The 23,837-nt window shown below is 57.5% G+C and carries 19 protein-coding genes and 1 pseudogene; 13 read left to right on the top strand and 7 right to left on the bottom strand.

The window, feature by feature from the left end; genetic code table 11:
- Positions 1–6: 6 nt before the first annotated feature.
- The gene (locus V1T76_RS25960; RefSeq protein ID WP_330563582.1) at positions 7–1,587 is read right to left on the bottom strand and encodes an ABC transporter substrate-binding protein; all 1,581 of its coding nucleotides are present in this window, start codon (positions 1,585–1,587) and stop codon (positions 7–9) included.
- Between the two features lie 127 nt (positions 1,588–1,714).
- Between V1T76_RS25960 and nikR the strand changes: the two genes are divergently transcribed.
- The gene (nikR, locus tag V1T76_RS25955) at positions 1,715–2,146 is read left to right on the top strand and encodes a nickel-responsive transcriptional regulator NikR (RefSeq protein ID WP_330563581.1); all 432 of its coding nucleotides are present in this window, start codon (positions 1,715–1,717) and stop codon (positions 2,144–2,146) included.
- Positions 2,147–2,711: 565 nt separating this feature from the next.
- Positions 2,712–5,084 (top strand): annotated as a pseudogene (locus V1T76_RS25950) (arylsulfatase).
- A gap of 846 nt (positions 5,085–5,930) precedes the next feature.
- Here V1T76_RS25950 and V1T76_RS25945 read toward each other — a convergent pair.
- From V1T76_RS25945 to V1T76_RS25930, 4 genes are all read right to left on the bottom strand, one after another.
- Positions 5,931–6,311, bottom strand: coding sequence for a DUF6481 family protein (locus V1T76_RS25945; RefSeq protein ID WP_330563580.1), 381 nt, complete (start codon positions 6,309–6,311; stop codon positions 5,931–5,933).
- Positions 6,312–6,706: 395 nt separating this feature from the next.
- Entirely contained in the window at positions 6,707–6,916 is a 210-nt protein-coding gene (locus V1T76_RS25940; protein WP_330563579.1) for a cold-shock protein, read from the bottom strand.
- Between the two features lie 726 nt (positions 6,917–7,642).
- On the bottom strand, positions 7,643–8,047 hold the full coding sequence (locus V1T76_RS25935; RefSeq protein ID WP_330563578.1) for a hypothetical protein: 405 nt from the start codon (positions 8,045–8,047) through the stop codon (positions 7,643–7,645).
- A 29-nt stretch (positions 8,048–8,076) separates the two neighbouring features.
- Entirely contained in the window at positions 8,077–8,475 is a 399-nt protein-coding gene (locus V1T76_RS25930) for a hypothetical protein (RefSeq protein WP_330563577.1), read from the bottom strand.
- A 188-nt stretch (positions 8,476–8,663) separates the two neighbouring features.
- On the opposite strand from V1T76_RS25930, the gene V1T76_RS25925 reads away from it, so the two are divergent.
- The 4 genes from V1T76_RS25925 (at position 8,664) to V1T76_RS25910 (ending at position 13,117) form a co-directional block, all read left to right on the top strand.
- Entirely contained in the window at positions 8,664–9,485 is an 822-nt protein-coding gene (locus V1T76_RS25925; protein ID WP_330563576.1) for an AraC family transcriptional regulator, read from the top strand.
- 724 nt (positions 9,486–10,209) lie between these two features.
- Positions 10,210–10,839 carry a GNAT family N-acetyltransferase gene (locus V1T76_RS25920; RefSeq protein WP_330563575.1) on the top strand — a complete coding sequence of 210 codons (630 nt, stop codon included), beginning with the start codon at positions 10,210–10,212 and terminating at the stop codon, positions 10,837–10,839.
- A 367-nt stretch (positions 10,840–11,206) separates the two neighbouring features.
- The gene (locus tag V1T76_RS25915; protein WP_330563574.1) at positions 11,207–11,566 is read left to right on the top strand and encodes a hypothetical protein; all 360 of its coding nucleotides are present in this window, start codon (positions 11,207–11,209) and stop codon (positions 11,564–11,566) included.
- 51 nt (positions 11,567–11,617) lie between these two features.
- Positions 11,618–13,117, top strand: a complete 1,500-nt coding sequence (locus V1T76_RS25910) for a methyl-accepting chemotaxis protein (protein ID WP_330563573.1) — start codon at positions 11,618–11,620, stop codon at positions 13,115–13,117.
- 172 nt (positions 13,118–13,289) lie between these two features.
- Here the strand turns inward: V1T76_RS25910 and V1T76_RS25905 are convergent, their stop codons facing one another.
- Positions 13,290–13,931, bottom strand: coding sequence for a GntR family transcriptional regulator (locus V1T76_RS25905; protein WP_330563572.1), 642 nt, complete (start codon positions 13,929–13,931; stop codon positions 13,290–13,292).
- Between the two features lie 127 nt (positions 13,932–14,058).
- On the bottom strand, positions 14,059–15,228 hold the full coding sequence (metC, locus tag V1T76_RS25900; protein ID WP_330563571.1) for a cystathionine beta-lyase: 1,170 nt from the start codon (positions 15,226–15,228) through the stop codon (positions 14,059–14,061).
- Between the two features lie 152 nt (positions 15,229–15,380).
- On the opposite strand from metC, the gene V1T76_RS25895 reads away from it, so the two are divergent.
- The 7 genes from V1T76_RS25895 (at position 15,381) to V1T76_RS25865 (ending at position 23,837) form a co-directional block, all read left to right on the top strand.
- Entirely contained in the window at positions 15,381–16,415 is a 1,035-nt protein-coding gene (locus V1T76_RS25895) for an amino acid ABC transporter substrate-binding protein (RefSeq protein WP_330563570.1), read from the top strand.
- Positions 16,416–16,506: 91 nt separating this feature from the next.
- The gene (locus tag V1T76_RS25890; RefSeq protein WP_330563569.1) at positions 16,507–17,706 is read left to right on the top strand and encodes an amino acid ABC transporter permease; all 1,200 of its coding nucleotides are present in this window, start codon (positions 16,507–16,509) and stop codon (positions 17,704–17,706) included.
- Positions 17,707–17,738: 32 nt separating this feature from the next.
- On the top strand, positions 17,739–18,833 hold the full coding sequence (locus tag V1T76_RS25885) for an amino acid ABC transporter permease (protein WP_330563568.1): 1,095 nt from the start codon (positions 17,739–17,741) through the stop codon (positions 18,831–18,833).
- A gap of 93 nt (positions 18,834–18,926) precedes the next feature.
- Entirely contained in the window at positions 18,927–19,655 is a 729-nt protein-coding gene (locus V1T76_RS25880; protein WP_330563665.1) for an amino acid ABC transporter ATP-binding protein, read from the top strand.
- 51 nt (positions 19,656–19,706) lie between these two features.
- The gene (locus tag V1T76_RS25875) at positions 19,707–21,104 is read left to right on the top strand and encodes an MmgE/PrpD family protein (protein WP_330563567.1); all 1,398 of its coding nucleotides are present in this window, start codon (positions 19,707–19,709) and stop codon (positions 21,102–21,104) included.
- Positions 21,088–22,455 carry an MmgE/PrpD family protein gene (locus V1T76_RS25870; protein ID WP_330563566.1) on the top strand — a complete coding sequence of 456 codons (1,368 nt, stop codon included), beginning with the start codon at positions 21,088–21,090 and terminating at the stop codon, positions 22,453–22,455. The genes V1T76_RS25875 and V1T76_RS25870 overlap by 17 nt, the downstream gene beginning before the upstream one ends.
- Positions 22,456–22,460: 5 nt before the next feature.
- On the top strand, positions 22,461–23,837 hold the full coding sequence (locus V1T76_RS25865) for an MmgE/PrpD family protein (RefSeq protein WP_330563565.1): 1,377 nt from the start codon (positions 22,461–22,463) through the stop codon (positions 23,835–23,837).

Raw genomic sequence — 23,837 nt, 5'->3', positions numbered from 1 at the left:
ATGCAGCTAGTCGCAGGTCCAGGTCCAGTTCTGTATCAAGGACGTGATGGGCCAGCCATGACCGTGAGGTTCGATCTGGGTCGGGCCGAGGTCTATGCACTCGTTGACGTAATAGATGTGGTCAAGATTGACGAGCCAGGCCCAGCCCGCCAGGCCCTTGCCTGAATAGCCCGTTTGCCCATCCCACTCGGCGGCCTGCCAGTGCGGATAGGAGGCTTCCAGACTTTCAGCTGCCTGTGCCGAAGCGAAATGCGCATCGACCTGCGGGTTGGAGAAGAAACCGGGATTGAAATATCCCTGACCACCCATGGAGCTCTGATAGAGACTATATGCTTCCTGGGGCGTGTGGCTGCCCCACCCGAAGAGAACCGGATTGGCATGCATGAGCCGCTCGATGTCATCCCAGCTCTTGCCCTGTGGCACCACTTCGATGCCGATGTCTTTCAACTGTTCGGCGGCCGAAATGACGATGGCCTGACGTGTGCTGTCGGAAGCCGGATAGATGAGCGGAAAACTGGCGCGAATGCCATCCTTGCTGCGGATGCCATCGGTGCCGACTGTCCAGCCGGCGTCTTCAAGCAGTGCCTGGGCAGCTTCAGGGTCATGATCCACCGCCGCTTCCGGATTTGACCATGGCAGACCATCGGCTGGGCCATAGGCGGGGGTTCCGTGGCCAAAAAGAGCGACTTCAACAATCTGCTCCCGGTCGACCCCGAGATTGATCGCCTGCCTGACAGCCGGATCGGAGGTCACGTTGTTGCCGACTGGATAGCCGTCCGGCGAGGTCTTGCTGTCGTCCGCAGACATTGGGAGGCTGATGCCGCGATTGTCGACCGTGTCCACGACGATCTGCTTGAACCCGGTTGGCGGCGCATCGGCCGAAGTCGCCGGAACCGATACGACGTCGACCTGTCCGGCGAAAGCAGCTGCAAGACTGGTGTCTTCTCCCGTAAACAGGAACGTGATCCGCTCGAAGGGCGACTGCTTGCCGTAAAAATATGGGTTCTTCTTGACGATGAGCTGCTCGCCTTCAGTCCAGGAAACCATCTCGTAAGGGCCCGAGCCGACGGGATTGCGGGCATATTCCGGTCCGTAGCTGTCTGCTGGCACGATGCCGAGAGTAAACAGGAAGTCGGAAAAGGTGATCCAGGGCCGGGACAGCTTGATCTGGACGGTCGTGTCGTCAATTGCCTTTGCCTGCTCAAGGACACCCAGATCAAGCTCGCCACCCGCGGTTTTGGCATGGTTGAAGGTGAAGGCGACATCTCTTGCGGTCAACGAGGTGCCGTCGGAGAATTTTGCATCCGGGCGAAGCTCGATGGTCCAGGTCAGCCGGTCCTCGGACAAATACCAGCTCTTCGCAAGTTCCGGCTGCGTGCGCATGTGCGCGTCACGTGTAAGCAGGGTCGACTGGAAAAGGGGATGGCCGTAACGCCCCCAACCAAGAAGAGGATCATAGCCTTCGTCCGGCTCGCCGCCGATGGCCAGGACGAGATCGGTTTTCGGTGCAGCCAGGGCGGATGTGGAAACCCCGAGCAAAAGGGAGACCGCAATAAGGCTCAAGGTGCCGGAAATTGGCATTGTCATGAAATCGTTCCTAATATCCTGCTGGACGAGTCAGCCTGACCGTGGCCTTCGCCGCGTTCGGGCAGACACTAGGAGCCAAAATGTATGATGTCTAGGTCAAAACATCATACTGATTCGGGATATGGCAATGCAACGCGTAACGATCACTCTGGACGATGATCTGATGGATGAGTTGGACAAACTGATCGAGGAGCGAGGATATCAGAACCGATCCGAAGCAATCCGCGATCTGACACGGGCAGGCCTCGGCCAGGCCCAACGCACGGCCCAAACCCGCCAGCCCTGCTTTGGCGTGCTCAGCTATGTCTACGACCACGCATCACGGGACCTTGCGCGTCGGCTGACCAGCACCTTTCACCATCATCACGACCTGACGGTCGCCAGCATGCACGTACACCTCGACCCAGACAATTGCCTGGAAATCGGAGTTCTGAAGGGCCCCACCTCTGAAGTGCAGCATTTTGCCGAACACGTCATTGCTGAGCGGTCGGTCCGCTATGGAGCTCTACAAATCGTACCTCAGATCGAGAAGAAAACTGCAGAAGACGAGTCGATATAGGACTACTCCTGCCTGTGGCGGAGGGGGAGCCGCCCTATAAACACTTCAGGCATTCGGTAATTTGCGACGAGTTCAACTCCGATATGCCTGAGCGCTCATATAATTTTGAACCAGACGGCCGGATCGGCGCATTCAGGATCCCCCTCACAAAGCAAGTCCAGGAGGAGCTTGTTAAAGCACTCTAGACCCGTAAAGCTTATCGGATCGCACGGATAAAACCAAAATAAACGTTATTTTTATGGATTATTTTCTGAACCACGGTCAAATTTCTGCTCTTGGAAAAACGCTCACCTAATCCGCCATTTGTTGCATCCGCGAAGACGATCGTTCGCCAGATGCCTGCAATGCGCGACCTTCCTGCCGATGGCTGCATCTGCACCACAGCAACGGACAGGGTGCAGAATTGAGCCGGTGTGCCTCTTCATTGGTAGCGCGCGACGATACTTCCCAGCCTGACAAGCACAGTTCCGCTTCAAGGAACAATAACTTAAAATGCATTCCTACACGCATGAATTGCATGTTACCATACGTAAGAATTTAGTTCGATGATCGCGGAGGGAAGTCTATGTCCCAGCCATCCTATTTTGTGCGTGGAATTCAAATAGGTGCTGTCCTCCTGCTCATCGCGTCATCGTCAGCGGCCAGCGCACAGGATACGCCGCAAGATGGCAGCGTGTTGCCATTACCGCCAGCACCTTTCAAAGGGGTCATTACCGAGACATTTGAAGGCTCGACACAGGATTACCCGCAACCCGTAACGCCGCCCGAAGGAGCGCCCAACGTCCTGGTCGTCCTCATCGATGACCTCGGCTTCGGACAACCCGGCACATTCGGGGGGCCGGTTCCCACCCCGGCCATGGATGCCCTCGCAGAAGATGGCCTGCGTTTCACGCGGTTTCACACCACCGCAATCTGTTCGCCGACGCGTGCGGCACTGCTGACCGGGCGCAACCACCACCAAAGCGGCTTCGGCACAATTACCGAGCTGTCCACCGGCTATCCGGGCTACGACAGCATCTGGCCTCGCTCAACGGCAACAATTGCAGAGATCCTCAAGAGCCATGGTTACTCGACCGCCGCGTTCGGCAAATGGCACAACACGCCCAATTGGTAAACCTCTCCGATAGGGCCCTTCGATCAGTGGCCGACCGGTCTGGGGTTTGAATACTGGTACGGTTTCCAAGGCGGCGAGACCAGCCAGTGGGACCCGCAGCTCTTTAGGAACACGATCCCGGTGGAACCGGAAATCAGACCCGAGGAAGGCTACAACCTCAACGTCGATCTGGTGGACGACGCGATCGCCTGGCTCGACCGCCAGCAGTCCATCGCGCCGGACAAGCCCTATTTCATTTATTTTGCACCAGGCGCAGTGCATGCGCCGCTGCACGTCAGCGAAGAATGGATCGACAAGTTCGCGGGCCAGTTCGATCAGGGCTGGGACAAGGTCCGCGAAGAAACACTGGCCCGGCAGAAGGAGCTCGATGTTGTTCCCGAAAACACCGACCTCACGTCGCGACCGGAGGAAATCGAGGCTTGGGACACACTCGACGCCGACGCGCAGCGGCTCTACAGCAGACATCAGGAAGTGTTCGCCGGATTCCTGGCCCAGACAGATCATGAAATCGGACGTCTGATCGACAAGGTCCATGCTTTGCCCGAGGCAGACAATACGTTGATAATCCTGGTGGCCGGGGACAACGGCCCCAGCGCCGAGGGAAGCGTTACCGGCACGCTGAACAACATGATGACCCAGAATGGCATTCAGGACACGGTCGAAGCGCAGCTGCCGGTGATAGACGAGATCGGCGGCCCGCTGCATGAAAATCATTACCCAGTTGGCTGGGCGTGGGCGGGCTCATCGCCGTTCCAGTGGATGAAGCGCGTGCCCTCTCATTTTGGTGGAACCCGAAATGGGTTGGTCATCAGCTGGCCGGCGAAGATCACCGACAGCGGCGGCATCCGGACACAGTTCCATCATGTCGTGGACATTGCCCCGACGATCCTCGAAGCCACCGGCATTCCCGAGCCTGAAGTGGTCAGCGGCACCAAGCAGGCACCCATGGCAGGCGTGAGCATGGAATACAGCTTTGCCGATGCCGAGGCTCCCGGAAGACGGCACACGCAGTACTTCGAGACCGGAGGGCATCGCGCACTCTATCATGACGGTTGGGTCGCCGCGTCGTTCCATGGCGCGCCCTGGATGCTGACCGGTTCGGTTGGTTTCGACAACAGCACCTGGGAGCTCTACAACATCGAGGAAGATTTCTCGCAGGCACACGACATCGCCGCCGAAAACCCCGAGAAGCTGGCCGAGCTTCAGGCGATGTTCGACGAAGAGGCCAAAAAGTTCCAAGTCTACCCGCTGGATGACCGCTTCTCCGAGCGTGCCAGAAACCCAGAGCGCCCGTCCGTGACCCGCGGGCGAGACGTGTTCACCTATGCGCCGGGAACGACACGCATACCAGAAGGCAGCGCGGCTCCGGCCTATCAGCGCTCTCATACGATCACAGCCGAGATCGAGATTCCTGAGGGAGGCGCAAGCGGCGTCCTCATCGCGAACGGCGGCTCGTCGGCCGGATACACGTTGTATCTCGAGAACGGGGTTCCGGTGTATGAGTTCAACTTCTTCGGCAAGGACCTCTACCGGGTCGCAGGCGAGACACCTCTGGAGCCGGGGGAACACACGGTGACCATGGTATATGAACAACGTCCTTTCGAGCCCGGGAAGGAGATCACTGGCGGCATGGCGACGCTCCTTGTGGACGATGCCGAAGTTGCAAGCGGTGAAATCGGGAAAGTCGTTCCTTCCCGATACTCTGCAACCGAGACGTTGGACATAGGAATGGACCTCGGGGCAACGGTTACTCCTGTCTACAGGGAGGAGGCGCCATTTGCGTTTACCGGCACGATCAAGCAGGTGAGCGTGGAATTGCAGTAGTGTCGATTTCAGGTCGCAGTGGAAAGAGCAACTGCCCTGCCACAGCCCAAGTTTGGCCGTGCGAAACGGCTTCTCCGCCGTTTCACAGAAAGTCTTCGGGAAAAGCGTTCACGCCAGAAGCAAGTTTGGGCTTATTCCGTTGAAAAACGCGTCTTGCCCGATGCCCTGATCGCTGATTCAATCTCGATGCTACAGACGGAGGTAGATGGCGATGATGGGATCCCGGGATTGGACCGCCTCCGATTGCGCGGACCATGCGGATCGCGTGATGAATTCCACCTCGCAGCTACCGGCAGAACCTCCGAAAGCTCGCAAAGCTCCTGCCACCGCGGCAGTTCTCCCGCTGACACGAGAAAGGGCGACGCGCGCGAAACTTCAAGAGGCAATAAATGCAACTACCGGGTCGAGTTTTCGACGGTATGGGCTCCTACCGGTCGTTCAAGGCCAGTTTCTTCAATTGCAGCTTCGCGCCCCATTCGGACATGCATTGTCTCGCGTCCAGATTTCAAAACCGGACATTCTTTGCGTGGAGAACACATGAACGAGATGCGCTGCCAATTCAGTCATCGCACGCGTTCGCCTGCGGACTCGAAGCGGCCGCGCATTGAATGGAACCAAATCCATCTTTTCTCTCGGCTTGGTTCTGAGACCACCCAGATGGTCTGACATAGGTCGACACCTCCCAGGCGACGGATCTTGACGCAGGCGTCATCCGGCCGTCTTGGGCAAGGTGTTTCCGTTTGCGCAGAGGGTGGATGCCCTGGCCTGTTTCGAGAGCGGAAAGGCCAAGGACCAGATTGCGGTCATTCTCACCAGGCAGGAGCACGACCATGCGTCATGACAACTTCAGGCCTGACGGGCCTTTCGATTTGCGTAGCGCCGGTCACGTTCAGCTTTACGAGCTGCCTCGTCCTGCAGGACGCGCTCGATACGGGTCTTGTCAGCCAACTCGCGCGCATCGATTTCAGCTCTGGCTGCGGCAGCAACGGCGGCTTCTCTTGCGGCTGCTTCCGTGGCAACGCGGTTTTGTTCTTCAAGTTTTGCCTGCTCGCGCTCAGCCCGACGCTGTTCACGAGCTTCGGCGATCAAACGCCGCTCCGCCTGTTTGGCTTCTCGGGTCGGTTCGGCAGCTTCCTTGGCGGCACGAAAGGCCTCAACGAGGGCTGCCTTGGCGTCCGTCGCAGCGCTGCGACGGTCGGCGTGTTCGCTGTTTATTTTTCTTTTCAAATCTCAATTCCATTTGACGGGTTAGGTATAGCGGCTGCAGGACTTTGTTGCCCGTTCTGAAGCCGACTTGGTTGCTGAGGTCACACTGTCTTGCAATTCCTTGGCAAGCCGAGCCTCGTCCAGTCTGTGGGTGTTGTCGTTGCGGGCGATTGCGATCGAGTTCTGGTCGTCAATCGCAGATTGGCTTACGAAAAGTTGCGACTGGGCATTACCAAAAACGGATTCGGCCTGCTGGCGAAGTTTGCGGCAGTTCTCGATCGTGACTTTCTTCGAAGAGACCGCTTACCAGTGAGCCGCTACGAAAAAGGCCAGGCAACTTGCCTGACCTTGCTTGGTCTCATGCTTTCGACAGTGCCAGTACATCCGTGGTCAAGGGAAAGCAGATGCCGGATCTATCAGGCGGCCTGCAGATTGCAGGCGGACATCTTGCCCGACTTGCTGTCGCGCTCCATGTCGTAGCCGATTTTCTGGCCTTCAACGATTTCGTGCATGCCAGCACGCTCGACAGCGGTGATATGGACGAATGCGTCCGGGCCGCCGTTGTCAGGCTGGATAAAGCCGAAGCCTTTGGTGGAATTGAACCATTTTACTGTGCCAGTGGTCATGATGAACCCTTTCATAGCATAGAGAGTGGAACCGGCAAGCCAGAAGCTCGCAGGTGAGAATAACGATGCTTTAAAGGGAGGGTTCGTTAGAAACGCGGTGCCAATCGCGTTGTAACCAAAGCTCGGCAAGAAAATATCGATAACGCGTTTCTATTGAGTTTCAATGAGAATGTCAACTTCTGGTTTTGGTCTTGTAACCCAGCTATTCGCGCGAAGTTTGCGAACAACCGCTGTCCTCCGCGGAGCAGTCTGTCAATAAGGCGTCCCAATGTCGTTCTGGCGGGAGATACAGGTCCGGTCTGCAAAGCTGCCATACGAGATGAGACATCCAAAGGTTCATAAAAACCGGAGAGAAGCCCTTGCCGGTCATTCACCTGCCGAAATAATGCCGCGGCGCAACCCGACAAACGTCTCGGCGGACGACTGAACCGTCTCGGGTTGCCGGAGACTCCAACTCCTGAGCAGGCTGGAGCATGATGGGCAACACGACGAACAAATCTTCCCTGAAATCCGCGAACGAGCGGTTCACCCTGTGCTGGAGATTGAAGTCCAGCACGGAATTGGCTGGCAAGCGATCGTATCACAAGCAGCCAAGATCGGCTGGTCGGCGCACTCGCTGAATGAATGCGTCAAAATATCCAGGATTGTTCCTGGTATTCGCGCCAGCGTCTCGACGGATGTGGCCGAAAAGATGAAGGCCCTGGAGCGGGAGAACCGTGAGCTTTGTCAGGTTGTTGCAGACCCGGCGTGCTCTGACAGCAGTTTCCCGGCGATCTCGAGAGCCTCCTCGCGGGACGAGGCGAGTTTCATCGGATAGCCCCAGAATTTGGCAAAGGCCACACCGAAAGGCTTGAATGCCATACGCTTGGGGAGGTTCGGCTCAATCACGATCATCGCCAGAACGAGCGACCGAAGTTCGGCCTTGTGTTTCTTCATCCACAGCGCGGTGCGCTTCTTTTCTTCCGGGCTGTGCTCATGGTCTTCGGCCGGAGCGTTATCGGTCAAGATCACGAAGGGTGTGCCGCGCCTAAAGCTCGCCTCAAGCGCTTCGAAGTCCTCGTCGTGGTCGTGATCGGGCTCTTCGTCATAGCTCATCCAGACGAGCGGGAAATTCGTGTTGTCCAAAGGCATGTGTCGTCTCGCTGAAGGGATGGATGGTTTCAATTCGAGCGGATGTGCCGCCACGACAAGATGAGTGCGACCACGCCCGGAAGCGTAACGGCCAACAGTTCCAGGCCAACAAGATGGCCGCCGTCGCGCAAGCCGTCCATCACGCCGGCGAGTGTGCTCACGATGAAAAGAAGACCGCCGAGGCCGAGCATGGCCCAGTCGGTGGCACGCCGTCTGGCAAGCGCCAGCAACGGCGGGATAACCCAGGCGCCGTAAAAGATAGACACGCCCCACAGTGCGGCGGGGTCGAACGTCGTGGGCTGCATCGTTCCGCCGCTGCCGACGTAGCCGTTCAGATAAGAGAAGCACTGGATCGTGACGAAGATCGTGGCACCGAGCGCTGGCACGAGCCATGCGAGTGCGAGCTGAACCGGGTTATTGTCGTTCACGTTAAAACTCCTATCCGAATGTGCGCGACAGGGCAGTTGAGCGCTTCCACTGTCAAAGAGGAGCGTGATCATGATCGCCGCTGGCCGCTTCTAACTGAAAGCAATAGGTCCGTCGGCGAATGGCGTCATTGCGCAATCCTGCCATTATATGTTTTGATCCGGCCAAACCGAACATGACGAGGCCTTCGATGTATGTAGACGCCCGTAGCGATTGGCTTTCTTATGTCGACGAGGTTCCTCGCGCGCTCGTCGCGGCCAACGCTGTCGCCAATCTTGAGGCCCTGGAGCAATCGCCGCGGCACCACCATCAGAAAGCGCAACTGCTTTTCACGGTCCGTGGGGTCATCAACTGCGAGGTTGAAGACGCTGTCTGGATCGTGCCGCCACAGTGTGCCGTGTGGATTCCCGGCGGGTTGCCCCATACTGTTTTCGGCTCGGGGGAAGTGGAGTGCATCTCCCTGTTTATCGAACCGCCCGAGGCTTCGAACCTGCCGCGCGAATGCTGCACGATCACGGTGTCGAGCTTTTTCCGTCAACTGCTGATGCGGGCCAACGAGCTTCCTGAGCGCTATGACGTCGACGGTCCGGACGGACGCATCGTGTCGGTTATCTTCGATGAGCTGGCTGTGGCACCGGTCGAAGACCTCCGCCTACCAATCCCAAGCGACCCGCGCCTGAAGAAGCTCACCGACCTGTTGATCGAGGCACCGGCGGATCATGCCTCCGTGGCGGAATGGGCTTCCCGCATCGCGCTCAGCGAGCGAAGCCTGAGCCGTCTGCTGGCGGAACAGGTGGGCATGAGTTTCGGCCGCTGGCGACGGCAGTTGCATGTTGTTCTCGCCTTGCGGCATCTGAGTGCCGGCCAGACGGTTCAGGCCGTCGCGATGGATCTGGGCTATGAAAGCGCCAGCAGTTTCGTGACCATGTTTCGCAAGATGGTCGGCAAGCCGCCAAGCCGCTACTTGCTCGAACGGCTCAGGCATGCAACACACGATCAGGGTGAGCGATAGGAACTGCTGGGTTTCATCCATGACCGGTGCAAAGCGAATGCCGCGGCAGGGCGGCCGTCCTGAAACTCGACGTGTTCATGATCAAAAGCTTTTGGTGACCCCGGGACCAGTGCTTTCGCACGATCGCCACTCTCAAGATAAATCTCGCGAACCGGACCTGTGGTCAACTCGCGATGGTTTTATAGGGCTTTAAGCGAGCACGGTTCAGGTACGCACATTCCATCATGACACAGGTTTTCGATCGCGAATTTCCAAGAACAGTCAATCAACTGAATGGCGGTCTAATAAATTTGTCGGTCAGAACGGGACAGTCAACCACCGACCCCATGCTGCCATCGGGCAGCGTCTCAATGATTGGCGGCTTGGCGCTTCGATTCCGGTCGCCAAGGCGATCGTTTCAATTTCTTGGAAGCTGACATTCATTAACTGCAAGGCCCAGATCGCTGAACTTCACGGCGCGTGGAGATGGCCGAATTTCAGTACCTTCCGATGGCACCCTTGACCGGCTTCACGATCTCGCACATTCTCGCCGTTATGAACACGACTGGTTCCATCATCATCCGACGTCGACGCTGCATGACTGTGCAGTGTGGCGCGTTGATTCTGGAATGGCGAGAGTTCCGAGAGGGATAATCCTCCTTACCATTATAGAATTGCACGCAACCTGCCTTCCTTTCGGTCGGCGGGTTTTTTGTTGCCTGAACTGTCGAAACATGGAGAAAACATGCCTTCGCAACCTGTCGCTTCGCCGATCACTTTCCGGTCCGCAACGCAAGAGGATTGCGCCGATCTCGTAGTTTTTGCCGACATGGCTACACGTCGCCTGACTTCGTTCTTGTGGGGGCAGGTGGCGGCTCCCGGGCAGTCTGCGCTCGAAGTCGGCCGGAATGTGATCCGTAATGTCGAAGGCCATTTTACGTATTTTGATAATTGGCGTGTAGCAGAGCATAAAGGCCAGCTTGTCGGGGCCTTGAACGGTTATGTGATACCTCATTCGTCCGGCTCGGCGCTCGCCGCTCCGGACGTTGTGCAGCCGCTGAACGAGCTGAAAAACCTGGCCGCAGGCACATGGTACATTTCCGTCGCCGCGATCTATCCCGAACATCAAGGCAAGGGTCTCGGCTCCCTGCTACTGGCCGAGGCAGAAAGCTTGGCAATACTGGCGGGCAATGATCGGCTGACGCTTATAGTCGGAAGCTTCAACGCAGGAGCCTATCGGCTTTATCAACGGTGCGGTTTCACCGAATATGCCAGACGCGCCTATTTAGGTTTTCCGGGGTCAGATGAGGGAGAATGGATACTCATGGTCAAGGACTTGTCACCACATCCTGATTTCTGCGACGTCGCCGAATAGGGCATTTTACGGCAGTCGCAACGACCACCATTATCGCTGAGCTGCAGACGCCTCTCGGTCCCAACCGGTCATTAACTCTCTGATATGCTGTTGCAGCGCAGTCTGCCATGACGTCATTCATTTCATTTGTCAGCACGGTTGGTCACCGGATGCCGGCAAATCGACACCAGGCGTCATTTCGCTGTGCTCGCCCGATTTTCGGCTCTCACGATGGCGGGGCTCGGCGAACAAGACCAGGCGCCGACAAGTAAATTAAGACCTCATTAAAAATATTATCATATTGATGACTTACGCAACGTTCAACAGGCGCAACAGTAGCGTAGACTAGTTTGTCGTGCATGCACGCGCAATACAAGTATAATTTACAATGCAAGCATCTCAAGATGTCCAAGAGTTTACGATCTCTACCTACGTACCGGTTGCACTAATCAGTCTTACTGGTTTTCTGGTTGTAGGATACCTGACCTTGTTTAACTTTGCGGAAAATGCCCCGGTTATCGTCATTTCGTCTCCCTGGGACAGCGAACGCCAAGCGATTACCAGAGCCCTCACACCTGCGTCTAAATTTATTCGATCCGACTTGGAAGGAACATTCGTGATGGTTTTGCCTGGACAACAGGATTACGCAGCAAAGGTGCGTGCGCTTGGTGCCTGGGGGGTCATCAGCTCGTTCGGTATTGGCGGCTGCAATCCAAAACCATCAACGAATAACGGCAGCAACATTTAACGAAAAGCACCAAATCAGCTTCATCTCGATCAAGCTACCCAGAGGCCAAAAATGCACGCAACCTCCCCATCTTCCGTCGTTGAAACCGCCCCTGAACTCACAAGACTTCGCCAGATAGCCAGCAAGGCGTTCATTGCGGGCTTATGGCTCATGGTAGTGGTCATAGGAAGCGTTGCTTCTTTTACAGCTGCACCAGCGCTGACGACATCTGTGATCGCAGCCGCGCTTGCCGGCGTCTCGACTTTAATGTTTCTCAAAGATCCGATTGGACCGGCGACCAGACTTGCCATTGGGGCAGCCCTGACCAGTGACTGGGCGCTGCTGGTTTACTGCGCAAGCGGATTGCCGGATGGATTGGTTCTGGATGCCCACATGCTGTTTTTCGTTTTGAATGCAGTGCTGGTCATTTATTGTTGCTGGCGCACAATCCTCATAGTCAATGTGCTGGCGACCGTGCACCACGTGGTCTTTTCTCTGCTCTTGCCGCTCTATGTCTGGCCTTCGGCTGACTATGTTCTGCATCATTTCCTCATCCACGCAACATATGTTGTGCTTGTGGGCGGGCCGATGCTCTGGCTGGCTTATCGCATCAATCGTCAGTTTACAGACAATCATCAGACCATGATGAAACTGAATTTGGCGCAGGCCGAGGCGAGTGAACTGGTAGAAGAAACCAAAATCCGCGCCCAACATGAAGAAACCAAGCGGACTGCCATGTTTGCTTTGGCTGAGAAACTCGATGCAAGCGTGGCAGATGTTGTCGGGTCTTTGTCCTCCGCATCGTCCAAACTCCGGGAATCAGCGCAGGAAATGGCTGCCGGAGCGACACAAACCAACCAACAAAGCCAGACCATGTCTCAGGCGGCCAATGAGACCTCAACCAATCTGGAAACTTTGGCAGCAGCTTCCGAACAGCTATCAGCGTCGATCGCGGAAATCAGTGGGCAGATTAGCCAGTCTACCGATATTGCCAGCGGGGCTGCGAGGGAAGCAGAAGAAACCAACCAGAAAATTCAGGGCCTGGCCAAGGCTTCCTACAAAGTTGGCGAAGTTGTCCAGCTGATCACCGCCATTGCTGAACAAACCAATCTGCTGGCTCTCAACGCAACCATTGAAGCTGCCAGAGCCGGGGATGCTGGCAAAGGCTTTGCCATTGTCGCAGCGGAAGTCAAGGAACTGGCAAATCAGACCTCGAGCGCTACGGACAGCATAGTAGACCAGATTTCTCAAATTCAGAGTGCCACCCAGGAAGCCGTTGATGCGATTGATGGCATCGGCAAGACAATCGACAAGGTTAAGGAAATCTCGGTTTCCATTGCCAGTGCCATTGAAGAACAGGACAGCGCCACCCGCGAAATCGCTCGCAATGTCGAACAAGCTGCGAACGGCGTAAAGAACGTTGCCGACAACCTCACAGAGGTCGCTAGCGCTTCCGAAAGCAATCTCAAATCGGTTGGAAACTTTGTTGATACAGCTGAGGAACTTTCTAATCAATCCCAAGCTTTGCGGGAAGAAGTTGATGACTATCTGAACAAAACAAAAGCAATTTGATTGCTAAATTCGTCCAAAAAATTTGAGAACCATTTTTTCAAATTGCAAAAAGCGGAGAGCGGATAGCAAAGATACCAGGTTACCTGATGCACGATGAGCCAGGCCTCAAACTGCCTGCCTTTTAAATCATCCTCTGATCGGCACCGCAGCTTTTTGGCGCCGAGCTGAACCGTCAGTCACGGCCCTCAGCCAGCAGAGTGAGTCGCGTGCTATAGCCAGAGCGAATATGTTCGCGGGCCGCGCTTTCGGCGCGGTCCCCGTCACGGCTGGCGACCGCATCGACAATGGCTTCGTGCTCTTCCTGCGCCTGCAGCAGCCGGTCCTTCATCGAATAGGTTGAACCGGGAAGCAGACTGAGATGGATGCGGAGGTTCGCCAGGGCGTCGATCATATAGATGTTGTGCGAGGACCGCACGATATGTTGGTGCAGATGCTTGTTGCGCGTCTTGAGGATTTCGGGATCATCGTAGCTGCGGTCCTGAGCCACCATTTGCTGCATCAGCTCGATTTCGGCCGGCGTGGCATATTCTGCGGCATGGCGTGCTGCCATGCCCTCCAGCCCTTCACGCACGGCAAAGAGCTGGCGCAAATGGTCATATCCCAGATGCGACACCACCAGACCGCGCTGCGGTCCGTGTTCGGCGAGCCCCATCGCGTGCAGCCGATGCAGTGCTTCGCGCACCGGCGTACGGCTCACCCCGAGTTTTTCCGCGAGTTCCGTTTCAAGCAATCGCGTGCCGGGCAGAAGCTGACCGTCCTCAATTGCTGCAAGCAGCTTCTCAAGCGGTGTGCCGCGTTGATTGTTCTTTTCCATCAGAGCGTTCATCGTGACCAATGCTTTCTTCGGCTTGGAGAGGGGCGGGGTCTGCCCCCTCTCACATTACCCACTGTATACATATAGGAACATTGGGAGCCAAGTGGACGTCTGTGCTGCCGGCTACTCAAATGGACTTCAGACGGTCGAAACCGGCGCGCAAGTCTCGGATGAGATCAGCCGGGTCTTCAAGGCCCACATGAATGCGTACCGTTTGTCCCGCCGGCGACCAGTCTGTCGCGGAGCGGTAGATGCTCGGGTTGACGGGAACCAGAAGGCTCTCGAAACCGCCCCAGCTCGATCCCATCCCGAAGATCTCGAGGTGATCGAACATCTTGGCCAGCCGCGACCGATCGGTTTCAGCCATAACGAAGCCGAACAGACCGGATGCACCCGAGAACTGCCGCTTCCATTGGCTATGGTGAGGATCCTGCGGGCGGGCCGGATGCATCACCCGGATGACCTCGGCCTGTTGTGCAAGCCACTCTGCCACCTCAAGACCGCTCGCGTGGTGCTGGCGCATTCGCACCGGCATCGTGCGCAGCCCCCGCAAGGCAAGAAACGCATCGTCGGCACCCACGCAAAGCCCGAGCCGCAGATAGGTTTCGCGTAGCGCTGGATACATCTCGTCGCTGCAAGCAATGGTGCCGAGCATGAGGTCGGAGTGACCTGAGATATATTTTGTCCCGGCCTGCATCGAAATGTCGACACCCTGGCTTATCGGTTGGAGGAAAAAGCCGCCGCTCCACGTGTTGTCGATGGCGGTTTTAACGTCGTGCCTTTTCGCCGCGGCAACGATTGCGTCGATGTCCTGGACCTCGAAGGTCTGAGAGCCGGGGCTTTCCATCCAAATCAGCTTGGTCTCGGGGCGTATCAGCGCCTCAACCCCTTCCCCGATCAGCGGATCGTAATAAGTCGTGTCGACGCCAAGTTTGCGCAGGACAGACTCGCAGAATTTTCGGGTCGGACCATAAGAACTGTCGCTGACAAGGAAATGGGCGCCTGGTTCGGCGAAACACATCAGAATATTGGAAATAGCGCTCACACCTGAAGGTGTTACCAGCGATTTTTCTGCTTGTTCGAGGGCACAGATCGCGTCTTCGAGCGCATGGGTGGTGGGGGTGCCACGCCGGCCATACCGGAGGCGCGCGCCTTCCTTGGCGTCTAGCGATGCAAGGTCGGGAAACAGAATGGTGGAGGCGCGATATACCGGTGTGCTGACCGCGCCATGATGCTCTTTAGGGTTTCTACCGCAGTGGGTAAGGCGGGTGTCGGTACCGAGGTGATCAATGTCCATTGTCTGCTTTCAAGTTGGGATATGTTTGGCAACCATTGCATTCCAATAAAAACATTTGTATACATTGCTCATCGAAGCGTCAATATACGACCTCAACCTGCGGCAACAGCAGGATGGTCCGGGGCTTCTGACTTCCAGCAGAAGAGGGAAAAATGATCAGTATTTACAAATCCATGCTTTCTTGCGTCACGGTCGCAGCCACGCTCGCCGCGACTGCGGCATATGCTGATTCTGGGGACACTCTTGCGACGGTGAAAGAACGTGGAGAGCTGCTCTGTGGTGTTCATCCGGCGCGTCATGGCTTTGCAGCGCCAGACAGTCAGGGCAACTGGGCGGGACTTGAAGCCGACTTTTGCCGTGCTATTGCGGCTGCGATTTTCGGTGATGCGAGCAAGGTGCGCTTTGTTGCGTTGTCATCCCAGCAGCGCTTTCCAGCCATCCAGTCTGGAGAGGTCGACGTTCTTGTCCGCAACGTTACCGCTACTCTTGGGCGTGACACGGCGCTTGGCCTGAATTTCGCCCCGCCTATCTTCTACACTGGCACCGGCTTTCTCGTGCATGCAGACTCCGGGGTCGAGACAATCAAGGATCTGGATGGGGCGACGATCTGCGTGGCACCCGGTTCCACCACTGAGCGGAACGTTGCACAAATCTTCGCTTCGCGTGGAATGGAATACACGCCCGTCGTGATCGAAAACAACAAGCAGCTTGTCGACGCCTACGTCACCGGCCGCTGCGATGCGTTGACCAAGGACAAGGCCGCGCTGCCTGGTGTTCGTGCCTATGACACGACCGACCCCAAGGAGCACGTGCTTCTTCCCGGCATTTTCTCCAAGGAGCCCCTCGCCCCCGCCGTTCGGCAGGGCGATGATCAGTGGTACGATCTGGTGAAATGGGTGGTCTATGCCACCTTCAACGCAGAAGAACTTGGCGTCACCGCGGAAAACGCCGATGAAATGAAGGGGTCGAATGACGTCGACATCCAGTCGCTGCTTGGAACCACCGGCGATTACGGTGCAAAGCTCGGCCTCGACGAGGATTGGGCATACAACATTGTCACGCAAGTTGGAAACTATGCCGAGATATACAACCGTCACTTCGGTCCGGAAAGCGCCACGCCGCTTGACCGCGACCTGAATACCCTCTGGGTCGATGGCGGCCTGCTTTACGGTTTTCCAATCAAGTAAATCGCCAATTCGGAGTCGCCGCCGCGACATTGTTGTCAAGCGGCGGCGCCACCTGATCACGCGAGATCGACTTTCCAGGCAGGAGTGACAAGTGTCTCACCTTGATGAGAGCATGCAGGGCGGCGGCAGGCCACGCCCAACGCTCGGCAATTTTCTCTATAGCAAGACGTTTCGGACGTTTGCGGCTCAGATCGTGATGGCGGTCATCGTCCTAATGGCCGGGCTGTTCTTGTATCGAAACATTATTGACAATCTCAACGCGCAGAATATCGCAACCGGCTTCGGGTTTCTGGAACAGGACGCACAGTTCGATATTGGTGAGACAGCCATCCGGTACGATGCCAGCGACAGCTATGCTCGAGCCTTTCTGGTTGGCCTGCTGAACACGCTGATTGTTTCGGCAGCGGGAATAGTTCTGGCCACCGTTCTGGGGTTTGCGGTCGGCTTCGCGCGTGTTTCAAGCAACTGGCTGCTGTCGAAGGTCGCCACCGGCTATGTTGAGATCGTCCGTAATATCCCCGTGATCCTTCAGGTGATTTTCTGGGCCGTCGTGCTTCGTAACCTGCCGAACGCGCGCAACGCCATGGATTTCTACGGACTGGTCTTTCTGACAAACCGCGGTCTCTCCTTCACGGTGCCGAGTGCAAATCCGGTTCACGAAATCATGGGCCTCGCCTTCGCAGCAGGCATCGTCCTTGCAATTATCGGAAGCTATCTGGCGCGGCGGCATCGTGAGAAGACGGGGAAGTACATCGACATGCTGTGGCCGTCGCTTGGGCTGATCTTCGGTCTGCCTGCTCTGGTCTGGCTGGCGGGTGGGGCCCCAACAGCTCTTAGCATTCCCGTGCTGAAAGGGTTCAACTTCAAGGGCGGCGCAACCATCTCGCCCGAGTTTACAGCGCTCCTCGTCGGCATTGCGCTTTATGCCTCCGGTTTCATTGCCGAAATCGTGCGGGCAGGCCTTCAGGCAACACCCAGGGGCCAGGTGGAAGCTGCCCGTTCGATAGGGCTCAAACCGCGTTTCGTCATGCGCTATGTCGTTCTGCCGCAAGCGTTGCGAGTGATCGTGCCGCCGCTCACCAGCCAGTATGTGAGCCTGATGAAAAACAGCTCGATCGCCGTCATTGTCGGTTATCCCGACCTCGTCAATATCGGCAATACTGTGATGAACCAGACTGGCCAGGCCGTAGAGGCCATTGCCGTGATGATGCTTGTCTACCTGACCATCAGCATCGTCACCTCGACCCTCATGAATTTCTACAACCGCCTCGTGGCGATCAAGGAGCGGTAACGGCGATGCCAAATTCTCTCAGCGCGCCGAAGGTGGCCGCAACCGTGCACACCATGGATGAATTTGATCCCAATGCCACGTTGCCTTTTGGGAAATGGGTGGGCAAGAACCTGTTCAACTCCGTACCGCAGAGCATTCTTACGGTGATCGTTGCCGCCTGTCTGCTGCGTTTTTTCTGGTTCGTGCTGAACTGGGGCATTCTCGACGCGGTGTTTTATACGACCGACCCCGACGTTTGCCGCGCAGCGGCCGGAGCGTGCTGGGCGGTGATTGTCGAAAAACACCGACCGATGCTGTTTGGCCTCTACCCTTATGATGAGCAGTGGCGCCTGGTCGTGATGATGGTGATCTACCTCCTCACTGTGGTCGTCTCGCTGATGCCGCGCTTCTGGAACCTCAAGTTGCTCATACCGTTATGGGTCGTGTCTGTGACATCGATCTTCGTGCTGATGTTCGGCGGCGTCTTCGGGCTTCCGTTCGTACCCAGTGCCGATTGGGGCGGCCTGCCGCTGACCATGATCCTGTTTTCAGGCACGGTGCTGATCGGCATGCCGGTAGCGGTGTTGCTGGCACTTGGACGGCGCTCTCCCTTACCGGTCGCCAAGGGCTTCTCAGTGGTCTTCATCGAAGCTCTTCGCGGGGTGCCGCTAATCACTATCCTGTTCGTGGCGGTCAACGTGTTTCCACTGTTTCTGCCGGCCGGCGTGGAAGTCAACAAGCTGCTGCGGGTGGTGATTGGCATCGCGATTTTCTTCGCCTGCTATCAGGCAGAGGTGATCCGGGGTGGTCTCCAGGCCATTCCAAAGGGGCAGTACGAGGCCGCCGCCTCGCTCAACCTGACCTATTGGCAGACCACCCGACGCATTATCCTGCCGCAGGCGCTGCGGATCAGTCTGCCGGCGATCACCAACCATATCATCGCCGCGATGAAGAATACTTCCTTCGTCATAATCATCGGCCTCTTCGACATCCTCACGGCAACCACCGCGGTCATGCAGGATCCGCTTTGGCGCCGCTACTACGTTGAGGCCTATCTCTTTGTCGCCGCCATTTACCTCTTCTTCGGCTATGCGCTTTCGCTCTATGCGCGCCAGGTCGAAAAATGGATCAACACGGGCCGTATCTGAATATGGCTGGAAAGGATGACTTTCATGCCCGCAAATCTTTCTGAAACTTCTGTCGCGACCGCGCCGGCCCAGAGACAGCCCGAAAAAACCACGATGATCGAACTGCGCAATGTTTCCAAGTGGTTCGGCACCTTCAAAGTGCTCAATGACGTGAGTCTGAATGTCGCAAAGGGAGAAAGGGTCGTGATCTGCGGGCCTTCCGGATCCGGAAAATCCACGCTGATTCGCTGCGTCAATCGGCTGGAGGAGCACCAGCAAGGCACGATTATTGTCGACGGCATCGAGATGACCGAGAACATCAAGAACATCGAGGCGATCCGCCGCAATATCGGCATGGTGTTTCAGTCGTTCAACCTGTTCCCACATCTGAGTGTGCTCGATAATTTGACGCTTGGTCCGATGCTGGTACGCAAGATGAGCAAGAAATCCGCCGAGGAACTGGCGATGCATTTCCTTGAAAAAGTCCGCATTCCAGAGCAGGCGCAAAAATATCCGCTGCAACTCTCGGGTGGGCAGCAGCAGCGCGTGGCGATTGCTCGCTCGTTGTGCATGCAGCCTGAGATCATGCTGTTCGATGAGCCGACCTCTGCACTTGATCCAGAGATGATCAAGGAAGTGCTCGATACCATGATCGAGCTAGCAGAAAGCGGGATGACCATGGTCTGTGTCACCCACGAAATGGGCTTTGCCCGGACGGTGGCCGACAACGTGATCCTCATGGCAGAGGGCCAGATTGTCGAAAATGGTCCCCCGGAGGAGTTCTTCAATAATCCGAAGAGCCCGCGCACACGCAGCTTCCTCGACCAGATCCTCAAGCATTGACACTTGCCGGAGCGCCCTGCCGGGTGCTCTGACTCTTCAGGAGCATATCCCGTGTCCTCTTTGACACTCACCTTTTCGCGTCTCGCGGCAGGGCTGGACAGGCGCGACCTGACCGAGGCTGCGGCTGACTGGGTCACGCACGCCTTCACGGACACTCTGGCCTGTGCACTGGCCGGTATGCGCGAACCTGTCGCGCAATTGTCCGACACCATTCTTTCCGCATCGCCCGGACCATGCCAGGTGTTCGGCTCCGCCGCGCGGTTGCATCCGCTGGACGCGGCGCAACGAAACGGTATCGCTGCCCACGCACTCGACTACGACGACTGCAATCTCGAGATGGATGGGCATCCCTCCGTCTCGATTGTGCCTGCGTTGTTTGCGCTGGCCGAGGCACGCAACAAGCCTGGCAGCGAGGTTTTGACGGCCTTTGCCGCCGGGCTGGAGGTCGAGATACGGCTTGCCCGGATCGCGAACCCGGCTCATGCCGAGCGAGGCTGGCACCCGACCGTGACCTTCGGTGTTATCGGGGCCTCTGTGGCCTGTGCCCGGTTGATTGGCCTCGATCAGGACCGGATGGCCACCGCAATCGCGATCGCCGCCTCCTGCGCGGCGGGTTTGCGGGCCAACTCCGGCACCATGACCAAGCCGTTTCATGCAGGACAGGCCAACCGAAACGGACTTCAGGCAGCGTTGCTGGCGGAGGCCGGGTTTACCGCGCGGCATACCGTGCTTGAGCACCGCTTCGGCTTTTTGAAGGCGTTCGGCGATAGCGAGAACCTGGATGTCGAACCCGCAATCAGAGGCTGGGGCAAAGACTATGCCCTGCTGTCGCCAGGCATCGCTGTCAAGCAATATCCCTGTTGCGCATTTGTTCATTGTGCCATCGACGCGGCGGCATCGCTGCGTGCCGAAGTCGGCGTGGTGCCGGTGGAGCAAATCGAAGTGGTGCTGCACCGCAAGCGTTTAGGCAACATCGACAGGCCGCGGCCCACCGATGGGCTCGATGCGAAATTCTCAACACAGTACCTGACGGCCCGCGCGCTGATCGACGGTGCCGTCGGCCTTGGAGATTTCACATCGAACCGGCTTCAAGAGGAGAATGTGACCAGGCTCGCCGAAAAGGTAATTTTGCGTGCGCACGATGACGACCTTTCGCTTGGGCATGTGCATGTCAGCCTACAGGACGGGCGACGGCTGTCTGCTTCGGCCACGGTGGCGATGGGCCGTGATCCGGCCAACCCCATGACTGCTCCTGAGTTTCGCCGGAAATTCGATGATTGCGTTTCTCAGTGCCTGACAACCGCTCAGGGCGAGGCGCTTTTCAGCATTCTCATGTCTCTCGATCAGCAGGACGACTTTGCGCCCGTATCCGAAGCGGTCGCGTGCGCCGCGGGTCAGGTTGCCTTCTATGCGTTATCTTCGGAGGAAAAAGATGTCACTTTCACATGAACTTGCAACCCGTGCGCTTGCGCTCGATCCGAGCGGTTTTGACCCGTCGGCGCTCGGCTTTGCCCGTGACGCTATAGCCGACATGATCGGCTGTGCGCTCCTCGGTGCCCCGACAACCACCACAGAAGCCGCACTTTTGAAAGGCATTCAGGGCGAAGGCCCATGCCATGTCCTCGGGCGACGCGAAAAGCTCGGGCGGCTTGACGCAGCCTTCGTCAACGGCGTTTCGGGGCATGCACTGGACTATGACGATACCAGCAAGTCTCTGTCCGGGCACCCTACCGTGATCATCATTCCCGCAATCCTTCCGATTGCCGAAACCTTGCAGACCTCGGGGCGCGCGTTTCTGGACGCCTATGTGATCGGCGTTGAAGCTGCGACACGCTTTGCCCGTGGGGTGAACTTTGCCCACTACGAAAAGGGTTGGCATCCAACCGCCACGCTGGGAATTTTCGGTGCGGTTGTTTCAGCCGGCATCCTGTTGAAGCTGGATGTGAAATCCATGGCCAACGCGATCTCGATGGCAGCCTCGCTTGCCTCAGGCATCAAGGCCAATTTCGGCACCGACACCAAGCCGTTGCATGCCGGACTTGCAGCCCGCAACGGTCTTTTCGCCGCGCTGATGGCTGCAGAGGGCGTCAATGCTGCCTCAACGGCTCTGGAACATCCGCAAGGCTTTCTGGAGGTGTTCAACGGCAAGGGGCACTATGATGCGGACAGGATGCTGACCGACTGGGGCACGCCTCTGGACCTTATGAATCCCGGCATCTCGATCAAGAAATACCCTTGTGTCTATAGCGTTCATGCTGCGATCGACGCGGTCATCGAGCTGCATGACGGTTCGGTGCCGGACAGCACCGCCGTAGAGGACGTCGTGGTGCGCATGCATCCGCGCCGCCTGCTGCCGCACGTGCGAAACCCTGCAACCAGCGCGCTCAACGCGAAGTTCAGCCTTTCCTACGTGGTCGCGCGTGGCCTTGTAAACGGAACGGTGCGTCTTGATCATTTCGAGGACAGCGCGCTCGGCGATCCCGAGGTGATGCGGATCATGGACCTGATCCGGATGGAGGAGATGCCGGACGATTTCCCCGACTACGGTGCAGAGGTTGTGGTGCGCACGAAAGACGGACAGGAGGTTAGGAACCGTATCGAGACCCCGCTTGGCCGTGGACCAGAGTCGCCGCTTCCGACGGAAATGCTCGAACGGAAATTTCTTGACTGCGCCTCCCGAAGCCTCACCGCCGATGGCGCGGCAGATGTATTCGGCATGCTCATGCAACTGGATCGACTTGCACGCGTCTCCGATCTGGTCGCCGCAATCTCGACCTCGACCCGTCCGACAAAAGGATGACCCCCATGAGCTTTGCAAGAGAACTTTCCACGAAAGCCCTGGCCCTGTCGCTGGACACCGTTCCCGCAGAGGCCGTCCATATCGCCCGCCGCGCCATTATCGACACCATCGGCGTCGCCCTGGCCGGGCGTTCTGCGCCCTATCTCGGGGCGCTTGAGTCGGTTCTCGAAGTCGCATCGCCCCCCGGGGCAGCAACCCTTTGGGGATGCGGAGGCAGGAAGGCTTCGGTACTGCACGCGGCGATGATCAACGGCGTCGCAGCCCATGCGCTCGATTTTGACGATTGCTCGACAACGATGGGAGGCCATCCGTCCGCGCCGGTGGTCCCCGCCGTTCTGGCGCTTGCCGAAACGCAAGGGGCAACGGCGGCTGAAGTCTTTGCGGCCTATCTGACCGGCGTGGAGGTTGAAACCCGGCTTGCGCGCGGCCTGCTGCCGCATCACTATGAGAAGGGCTGGCATCCGACCGCAACCCTGGGCGTGTTTGGCGCGGCGGCGGCCTCGGCACGGCTGCTTGGCTTTGACGCCGATGGCATGGCGACAACGCTTGCAATGGCGGTGTCCATGGCCTCGGGGCTGAAGTCGAACTTCGGGACACCGGTCAAACCCATGCATGTGGGGCAAGCGGCACATAACGGCGTGCTCGCCGCGCTTCTGACCCGCAACGGCATGACCGCAAACGCAGAGGCATTCGAGCACAACTACGGCTTCTTCAACCTGTTCAACGGGCCTGGCAATTTCGATGCCGACGCCATTCTTGACGGTTGGGACGGTCCGCTGGAACTCCTGGATCCCGGCATCGCGATCAAGCAACATCCGTGTTGCGGCAGCGCCCATTCGGCGATTGACGCAGCCTTGAAACTGGTGGCGGAGCATGGCGTGTTCGCGGCCGACAGCATCGCGGCCATCAACACACGCACCCATGAGCGGCGTTTGGCCCATACCAACCGGCCCGAGCCGAAATCCGGACTGGATGCCAAATTTTCCGTTCAATTCCTCACCGCCAAGGCGCTGACGGCAAACCGGATACGGCTTGGGGATTTTGCCGACGACAGCTTCATGACCGACGATATCGTCGCTCTGTTGCCGCGGATAACCTCCAGCTCTCATCGGGAAGACGACGCCTATCTCGGCCAGGTCGTGGTGACGATGAACGATGGCACCGTGCTGAGCGCCGAGGCCTCAACAAAGTTCGGACGAGGCCCCACAAACCCCATGAGCGATGATGAACTCCGCGAAAAATTCGTCGATTGCGCTGGGGAGATCCTTGGGGAAGAGGACGCGAAATCCGCCTTCGACGCATGCTTGTCCCTGGAGCTGACCGATCGGATGGACGATCTTCTGGCCCGCGTCGCGGGGCCACATAATCGTATGGAAGGTTGA

Source organism: Roseibium sp. FZY0029 (assembly GCF_036350355.1).
Taxonomy (GTDB): domain Bacteria; phylum Pseudomonadota; class Alphaproteobacteria; order Rhizobiales; family Stappiaceae; genus Roseibium.
Note: the sequence above shows the minus strand (reverse complement) of the source record. Positions and strands in the feature narration are given on the sequence as shown.

What these genes read in the sequence shown, in the direction of transcription:
- metC (WP_330563571.1), bottom strand. Translation starts at nt 15,228, where the DNA reads ATGGACATTGATCACCTCGGTACCGACACCCGCCTTACCCACTGCGGT.
- V1T76_RS25905 (WP_330563572.1), bottom strand. Translation starts at nt 13,931, where the DNA reads ATGGAAAAGAACAATCAACGCGGCACACCGCTTGAGAAGCTGCTTGCA.
- V1T76_RS25865 (WP_330563565.1), top strand. Translation starts at nt 22,461, where the DNA reads ATGAGCTTTGCAAGAGAACTTTCCACGAAAGCCCTGGCCCTGTCGCTG.
- V1T76_RS25925 (WP_330563576.1), top strand. Translation starts at nt 8,664, where the DNA reads ATGTATGTAGACGCCCGTAGCGATTGGCTTTCTTATGTCGACGAGGTT.
- V1T76_RS25935 (WP_330563578.1), bottom strand. Translation starts at nt 8,047, where the DNA reads ATGCCTTTGGACAACACGAATTTCCCGCTCGTCTGGATGAGCTATGAC.
- V1T76_RS25915 (WP_330563574.1), top strand. Translation starts at nt 11,207, where the DNA reads ATGCAAGCATCTCAAGATGTCCAAGAGTTTACGATCTCTACCTACGTA.
- V1T76_RS25880 (WP_330563665.1), top strand. Translation starts at nt 18,927, where the DNA reads ATGATCGAACTGCGCAATGTTTCCAAGTGGTTCGGCACCTTCAAAGTG.
- V1T76_RS25895 (WP_330563570.1), top strand. Translation starts at nt 15,381, where the DNA reads ATGATCAGTATTTACAAATCCATGCTTTCTTGCGTCACGGTCGCAGCC.
- V1T76_RS25940 (WP_330563579.1), bottom strand. Translation starts at nt 6,916, where the DNA reads ATGACCACTGGCACAGTAAAATGGTTCAATTCCACCAAAGGCTTCGGC.
- V1T76_RS25920 (WP_330563575.1), top strand. Translation starts at nt 10,210, where the DNA reads ATGCCTTCGCAACCTGTCGCTTCGCCGATCACTTTCCGGTCCGCAACG.
- V1T76_RS25910 (WP_330563573.1), top strand. Translation starts at nt 11,618, where the DNA reads ATGCACGCAACCTCCCCATCTTCCGTCGTTGAAACCGCCCCTGAACTC.
- nikR (WP_330563581.1), top strand. Translation starts at nt 1,715, where the DNA reads ATGCAACGCGTAACGATCACTCTGGACGATGATCTGATGGATGAGTTG.
- V1T76_RS25870 (WP_330563566.1), top strand. Translation starts at nt 21,088, where the DNA reads ATGTCACTTTCACATGAACTTGCAACCCGTGCGCTTGCGCTCGATCCG.
- V1T76_RS25960 (WP_330563582.1), bottom strand. Translation starts at nt 1,587, where the DNA reads ATGACAATGCCAATTTCCGGCACCTTGAGCCTTATTGCGGTCTCCCTT.